1 protein-coding gene is annotated in these 8570 nt (G+C 73.9%); it reads right to left on the reverse strand.

All coding sequences use genetic code 11. The features are described 5' to 3' along the window. The coding region (locus K6I34_RS25300; protein WP_275127149.1) for a type I polyketide synthase at window positions 1–8570 on the reverse strand (8570 nt) is incomplete at both ends.

Below are 8570 nucleotides of genomic sequence, written 5' to 3' on the forward strand. Positions count from 1 at the left end.
CCAGCGCCTCCCGGATGACCCGCTGCTGCGACGGACCATTCGGCGCGGTCAGACCATTCGACGCACCGTCCTGATTCACCGCCGAACCCCGCACCACCGCCAACACCCGATGCCCATGACGCACCGCGTCCGACAACCGCTCGACCAGCAGCAGGCCCACGCCCTCCGCCGCGCCCATGCCGTCGGCCGCCGCCGAGAACGCCTTGCACCGGCCGTCGGCGGCGAGCCCGCGCTGACGGGAGAACTCCACGAAGAAGTCCGGCGTCGACATCACCGTCACACCGCCCGCCAACGCCAGGTCGCACTCCCCCGACCGCAGGGCGTTCGCCGCCAGGTGCAGCGCGACCAGCGACGACGAGCATGCTGTGTCGACCGTCAGTGCCGGGCCCTCCAGGCCGAGCGTGTAGGCGACCCGGCCCGACGCGACGCTCGTGGCGTTGCCGGTGAGCACGTGTCCCTCGACGCTCGTCGGCATCCCACCCGTCGCGTAGTCGTGGCCGGCCATGCCCGCGAACACTCCGGTCCGGCTGCCGCGCAGCGACGTCGGATCGATTCCGGCGCGCTCCAGCACCTCCCACGAGGTCTCCAGCAGCAGCCGCTGCTGCGGGTCCATGGCCAGCGCCTCGCGCGGCGAGATCCCGAAGAACTCCGCGTCGAAGTCGGCGACGCCGGACAGGAAACCGCCCCTGAGGACGTAGCTCTTGCCCGGCTTTTCGGGGTCGGGGTCGAACAGCGAGGCGGTGTCCCACCCACGGTCGGCCGGGAAGTCGCCGATCGCGTCCCCGCCGGAGGCGACCAGGCCCCAGAGCCCCTCGGGCGACTCGACGCCGCCGGGGAACCGGCAGCCCATCGCGATGATCGCGACCGGCTCGTCGGCCGCGCCGGACGCCGGGGCGGCATGACGACCGGCGGACGCCTCGTCGGTCGAGGAAGTCCCCAGCGACGCGGACACCAGGAAGCCCGCCAGCCGGGCCGGGGTCGGGTGGTCGAACACCAGCGTCGACGGCAGCCGCAGGCCGGTGGCCGCGCCGAGCCGGTTGCGCAGTTCGACGCCGGTCAGCGAGTCGAATCCGAGGTCGCGGAAGGTCGTCCCGGGACGCACGCTCTCCGCCGAGTCATGGCCGAGCACCACGGCCGCCTCCGCCCGCACCAGGCGCAGCGCGATCTCGGTGCGCTCCTCCTGTGCGGCGTCGGCCAGCCGCCGGGCCCACGGCAGTGCGTCGGCGGCAACAGCACCCGACTGACACGGCGTCAGAGCGCGCAGCAGCGGCGGGACGGACGCCGAAGGCGTGCGCAACAGCGCCAGGTCCAGCCGTGCCGGGACCAGTACCGCGTCGGGGCGCTCCCACGCGGCGTCGAACAGGGCCAGCCCCTGCGGGGTCGAGAACGGTACGAGCCCGCCCCGGGCCAGCCGTTTCAGGTCTCCGGCGCCGAGGTGTTCCGTCATTCCGGTGCGTTCGGCCCACAGGCCCCATGCCAGCGCCGTGGCCGGCAGTCCCCGTGCCCGGCGGTGGTGGGCGAAGGCGTCGAGGAAGGCGTTGGCGGCGGCGTAACCGGCCTGGCCCGCGGTGCCGAGGACGCCCGCGGCCGACGAGAACATCACGAACGCGGACAGGTCTGCGTCCCGGGTGAGCTCGTCCAGGTTGACGGCGATGTCGACCTTGGCGCGCAGCACACGCTCCACCTGATGCGGTGTCAGCGCCTCCACGGGGCCGTCGTCGAGCGTTCCGGCCGCGTGGACGACGGCGGTGAGCGGGTGCTCGGCCGGCACGTCGGCCAGGATGCGGGCCAGGGCGGCCCGGTCGGCCGCGTCGCATGCCGCGACGGTGACGGTCGCACCGTACCCGCCCAGCTCCGCCACGAGTTCGGCCGCGCCGGGGGCGGCCGCGCCGGACCGGCCGAGCAGCAGGAGGTGCCGGACGCCGTGCCGGGTGACCAGGTGGTGGGCGAGGCGGCGGCCGAGGGTCCCGGTGCCGCCCGTGATCAGGACGGTCCCGCCGTCACGGAGAGGCTGCGGCAGGGTCAGGACGACCTTGCCGGTGTGCCGGGCGCGGCTGACGAAGCGCATCGCATCGCGCGCGTGGCGGATGTCGAAGGTGCGTACGGGCAGCGGATGCAGGACGCCCGCCTCGAAGAGGCCGACGAGTTCGGCGAACATCTCGGCGATCCGGTCCGGGCCCGCGTCGATCAGGTCGAACGCGCGGTAACAAACATCCGGGCGCTCGGCCGCGACGGCCTCCGGTCCGCGGACGTCGGTCTTGCCCATCTCGACGAACCGGCCGCCGTCGGCCAGGAGACGCAGCGACGCGTCCACGAACTCCCCGGCGAGCGAGTTCAGTACGACGTCGACGCCACGCCCGCCGGTGGTCTCGGTGAAGCGCTGCTCGAATCCGGTGTCGCGGGACGACGCGATCCGCTCCCCGGGGACGCCCAGGCCCCGTACGGTCCCCCACTTCGCCGGGCTCGCGGTCGCGAAGACCTCGGCGCCCCAGTGCCGGGCGAGCTGCGTCGCGGCCATGCCGACACCGCCCGCCGCGGCGTGGACGAGCACCGACTCGCCGGACCGGAGCCCGCCGAGGTCGCGCAGCCCGTACAGAGCGGTCAGGAACACCACCGGCACCGACGCCGCCTGGACGAACGACCAGCCGGACGGCATACGGGCCAGCACGCGGCGGTCGGCGACGGCCAGCGGCCCGAAGGAGCCGTCGAACAGCCCCATCACCCGGTCGCCCGGTGCGAGGTTCACCACGCCCGGCCCGACCTCGACGACGACACCCGCCGCCTCGGCGCCGATGACCGCCCGGCCGGGGTACATGCCGAGCGAGATCAGCGCGTCGCGGAAGTTCACCCCGGCCGCGCGCACCGCGACCCGGACCTGCCCTTCGGTCAGGGGCTGGACGACCCCCGGATGGTCGACGACGGCGAGGGCGTCCACGGTGCGCCGCGGGCCCGATTCGACGCGCCACGGCGCGGGCCCGTCCGGCGGCACGAGCGCCGAGCCGGTGGCGGCACGCACCAGGCGCGGGGTCAGGACGGTTCCGTCCCGGACGATCGCCTGGTCCTCGTCGGCGGCCACGACAGCCCGCAGCACGTCCACCGGCATGGACGGTTCGGTGTCGTACGGGTCGAGGTCGACGAGGACGAAGCGATCCGGGTGCTCGGTCTGCGCGGTCCGTACGAGACCCCAGATCGCCGCCTGGGCCGGGCAGGGGACGTCCTCGGACGGGTCGGCGCCGATCGCGCCGCGCGTGACGACGACCAGGCGGGCGGCGGCGAGGCGTTCTTCGGCGAGCCAGGCGCGTACGGCGTCGTGGACGGCGTGCACGGCCGCCGCGACCGCGTCGGGCGCGGTGCCGTCGGCGGACGGGCAGGGCAGGACGGCGACGTGGACGCCCGAATCGGCGGCCGAGGCCGGGTCCGCGTACGTCGGGAGGAGGCCAGGCCCGCCGGGTGCCATGACCGCCACCCCGGCGGCGTCGGGCACGTCGTCCTCCCGCGGCGCCGTCGGCGTCCATTCCACGCGGTGCAGCCAGGCCGGGTCGGCCCCAACGGCACCCGCGAACTGCCCGGCGGCCAGCGGCCGCAGCACGAGCGACTCGGCCCGGGCCACCGGCGCGCCCGTGTCGTCGGCCACGAGGACCGACATCGCGTCGCCGCCGCCGGTACGCCGGAGCCGTACCCGCAACGCGCCGACGGGCCCGGCGGTCGCCTCCCGGGTCACCCCGGTCCAGGTGAACGGCAGCAGCGTCGTGCCCGCGCTTTCGGCCGCCTCCAGGGCGGCGAAGTGCAGGGCCGCGTCCAGGAGTGCGGGGTGCAGGGCGAAGCCGTGCTCCTGGCTCGCGGCCGGGTCGGGCAGTACCACTTCCGCGAACAGGTCGTCACCTTGCCGCCAGGCGGACCGAAGGCCCTGGAAGGCCGGACCGTACTCATAGCCGAACTCGGCCAGCCGGTCGTACACGGCGGTGGTGTCGACGGAGTCGGCGTGCGCGGGCGGCCACGCGAGCAGGGCGTCGGCGGAGGACGCGGGCAGGTCGGAGGAGACGGAGACGCTCCCGGTGGCGTGAAGAGCCCATGGCTCGTCGTCGGGGGCGTCCTCGGGGCACGAGTGGACGGCGAACGCCCTGACACCGGAGGCATCGGGCGCGGCGACGGCCATGTGCAGCCGGACGCCGGTCCCCTTGGGCAGCACGAGCGGTGCGTGCAGCGTGAGTTCGTCGACCACCGGGCATCCGGCCTCGGCTCCGGCCCAGGTCGCGAGGTCGAGGAGCGCCGTGCCGGGGACGATGACCGTGCCGAGGACGGCGTGGTCGGCGAGCCACGGATGCGAGGAGACGGAGAGACGCCCCGTGAACGACAGCCCATCGTCCCCCGGCGCACGCACGGCGGCGCCGAGCAGGGGGTGACCGACGGCCGTGAGCCCCAGATCCCGCGCGGCCCCGGGCACCGCGGGCGCGTCGAGCCAGTGACGGCGGTGTTGGAAGGGGTAGGTGGGCAAGTCGACGTGCGTTGTTGCGTCGGCGTGCTTGAGCTGGCTCGCCCAGTCGACGGACAGGCCGCGTACGAAGGCGGCGGACAGGGCCGTCACCAACCGCTCCGGACCGCCTTCGCCACGGCGCAGGGTCTCCAGGACCGTACCGCCCGGGACCTCCTCCAGCTCGTCCGTGATGGGGACGACGAGTCCGGGGTGCGGGCTGCATTCGACAAACACCGTGTGCCCGTCGGCTACCGCCGCACGTACTGCTTGGTCCAGCCGGACGGTGTTGCGCAGGTTCTCGTACCAGTACGAGCCGGACAGCGCCGCAGGGTCGGTAACGGCCTCGCCGGTCACCGTCGAGTACATCGTCACCGCGCCGGGCTGCGGGGTGACATCCGCCAGCAGAGCCTGGAGGTCTTCCCGCAGTACGTCCATCTGGGCGGAATGGGAGGCGTAGTCCACCGGAATCCACCGCGCCCGTACGCCGTCGCGCTCGCAGGCGTCCGCGACCCCGGACAGTGCCTCGATCGACCCGGAAAGCACCACACTCGTGGGCCCGTTCACAGCAGCCAAGGAGAGCTCGTCATCGCCTGCGACGAGCTCGGCAGCACGCTCAGCGCCGACCCCGACGGACAGCATCCCGCCACCCACCGACGACACCCGCCGCAACGCCCGACTCCGCAACACCACAACCCGCGCCGCGTCCTCCAACGACAACAGACCCGCCACATGCGCCGCGGCAATCTCACCCTGCGAATGCCCCACCACAGCGGCAGGACGTACGCCGCACGACTCCCACCACCGTGCCAACCCCACCATCACCGCGAACAACACCGGCTGCACCACATCAACCCGGTCCAGCAAACGACCCGAACCATCCCGCAGCACATCCAGCAGTGACCAGTCCGTCAGGGGATCCACCACCCCCGCACACCGCTCGACGGCCTCCGCGAACACCGGAGAACAATCCAGCAACTCGGCCGCCATCCCCGCCCACTGCGACCCCTGCCCCGGAAACACGAACACCGCCCCGGAAGCAGGCATGACAGCCGTGTCCCCCGCAGTCACGTCGGCCAGCCCGGCGACCAACTCGTCCGTACTCCGGCCGGACACCACCGCACGGTGTTCGAGTACCGCCCGGCCGGACACCAATGCCCGGCCCACCGCCACCGGGTCGGCCTCCGGATGCGCCGTCGCCCACTCCCGCAGACGCACCGCCTGCTCCCGCAACGCCACACCCGAACGCGCCGACAACACCCACAGCACCACACCACCGGGTTCGGCGGGGGCGGCCTCGGGCTCGGCGACGGCGGAGGGCTGTTCGATGAGCACGTGCGCGTTGGTGCCGCTGATGCCGAACGAGGACACCGCCGCCCGACGCGGCCGCCCCACCTCCGGCCACACCACCGACTCGGCCAGCAACTCCACACCACCGGCCGACCAGTCCACATGCGGCGACGGCACATCCACATGCAACGTCCGCGGCAGCACACCATGCCGCATCGCCATCACCATCTTGATCACACCAGCCACACCCGCAGCAGCCTGCGTATGCCCGATGTTCGACTTCACCGACCCCAACCACAACGGACGGTCCTCCGCCCGCCCCTGCCCATACGTCGCCAACAACGCCTGCGCCTCGATCGGATCACCCAGCGCCGTCCCCGTACCATGCCCCTCCACCACATCCACATCACCCGCCGACAAGCCCGCACCGGCCAGCGCCTCCCGGATGACCCGCTGCTGCGACGGACCATTCGGCGCGGTCAGACCATTCGACGCACCGTCCTGATTCACCGCCGAACCCCGCACCACCGCCAACACCCGATGCCCATGACGCACCGCATCCGACAACCGCTCGACGACGAGCAGGCCCACGCCCTCGCCCCACCCGGTGCCGTCCGCGGCCGCCGCGAACGGCTTGCAGCGGCCGTCGGCGGAGAGGCCGCGCTGGCGCGAGAACTCCACGAACACATGAGGTGTCGACATGACGGTCACGCCACCCGCCAACGCCAGGTCACACTCCCCCGACCGCAGCGCGTTCGCCGCCAGGTGCAGCGCGACCAGCGACGACGAGCATGCTGTGTCGATGCTCACCGCCGGGCCTTCCAGGCCGAGCGTGTACGCGACGCGGCCGGAGACGACGCTTCCGACGTTGCCCGCCAGCAGCATGCCCTCGTAGCCGTCGGGTGTCCGGTGCAGGCGCGAGGCGTAGTCGTGGTGCATGACGCCCGCGAAGACACCCGTCCTGCTGCCGCGCAGGGAGGTCGGGTCGATGCCCGCGTGCTCCAGCGCCTCCCACGAGGTCTCCAGCAGCAGCCGCTGCTGCGGGTCCATGGCCCGTGCCTCGCGCGGCGAGATCCCGAAGAACTCCGCGTCGAAGTCCCCGGAGTCGTAGAGGAACGCGCCGTGCCGTGTGTACACCTTGCCGGTGCTCTCCGGGTCCGGGTCGTAGAGGCCGTCCACGTCCCAGCCGCGGTCCGTGGGGAAGTCGCCGACGGCGTCGGTCCCGTCCGCGACGAGCCGCCACAGGTCGTCGGGGCCGACGACGCCTCCGGGGTAGCGGCAGCCCATGCCGACGATCACGACCGGGTCGTCGTCCGGGGGGACGGCGGCCGTGGCACGGCCGGGGGCCGGAGCGTCGGCCGTGGCCGTGGCCGCGTCGCCGACGACCTCGCGGGTCAGCCGCGCCGCCAGCGCGGTCACGCTGGGGTGGTCGAACACGACGGTGGCAGGCAGCCGGAGCCCCGTGAGGGCGTTGAGCCGGTTGCGCAGTTCCAGCCCGGTGAGCGAGTCGAAGCCCAGCTCCCGGAAAGCGCGTTCGACGTCGATGCTCTCCGTCCCGTCGTGCCCGAGGACGGCGGCCGTCTGCGACCGTACGAGGTCGAGCACCGCGCGGCCGCGCCGGTCGGCGGACAGCTCCGCGGTACGGCGCGCCCAGGACGTCGCGTCCTCGGCGCCGTCCGTCGCCGTCGCGTTGGCCGCGCGGTGCAGCGGTGCGCGGACGAGGTCCCGGAACACGGCGGGCAGGGTGCCGGCCGCCGCGAGGTCGCGCAGTGCCGCGCGCCCGAGGCGGGCGGTGACCGCGTACGGCAGGTCGCGCTCCAGCGCGGCGTCGAACAGGGCCAGTCCGGTACCGGTGGACAGCGTGCCGATGCCGCTGCGTGCCATCCGGGCGAGGTCGGCGCGGTCGAGGTGACGGGTCATCCCGCTGCCTTCGGCCCACAGGCCCCAGGCGAGCGCGTTGCCGGGGAGGCCGGCCGCGCGGCGGTGCTCGGCCAGGGCGTCGAGGAACGCGTTCGCGGCGGTGTACGCGCCCTGTCCGGCGTTCCCGGTGACCGACATGACGGAGGAGAACAGGACGAACGCGTCGAGGTCCTGCTCGCGGGTCAGCTCGTGCAGGTGCCACGCCGCGTCGGCCTTCGGCCGCAGTACCGCGTCGAGGCGGTCCGGCGTGAGCGACTGCACTGTGCCGTCGTCGAGGACGCCCGCGGTGTGGACGACGACGCCCAGTGGGTGCCGGGCGGGGATGTCGGCGAGCACCGCGGCGAGCTCCTCGCGGCGGGAGACGTCGCACGCGGTGATCGTCACGTGCGCGCCGAGCGCGGTCAGTTCGGCCCGCAGCTCCTCGCTGCCCGCCGCCTGCCGCCCGGCCCGGCTGACGAGCACGAGGCGGCGCAGCCCGTACTCGCTCACCAGGCGGCGTGCGACCAGGGCGCCGAGTGTGCCGGTGCCGCCCGTGATCAGGGCCGTACGGTCAGGGTCCAGTGACCGTTGGTGCCGTGGGCGTCGTGGGTGTCCCGGTGCCACGGCCGTCGTGAGGCGGGGGCGGTGGGCGACCCCGTCGCGTAACGCCAGTTGCGGCTCGCCGGTCGCGACGGCGGCCCGCAGGGCCGGGCCGGACCGTGCGGGGTCGTCGAGGTCCACGAGCGCGAAACGGCCCGGGTGTTCGGACTGCGCGGTGCGCAGCAGGCCCCAGACCGGGGCCTCGCCCAGGCCGTCGAGCAGGTCCCCGGGCCGGGCGGCGACGGCGCCCCGGGTGACGACGACGAGTTTCGAGCCTTCCGGGCGGTCGGTGGCGAGCCAGGCCCGGACC

The organism is Streptomyces sp. UNOC14_S4 (assembly GCF_020740835.1).
Lineage (GTDB): Bacteria > Actinomycetota > Actinomycetes > Streptomycetales > Streptomycetaceae > Streptomyces.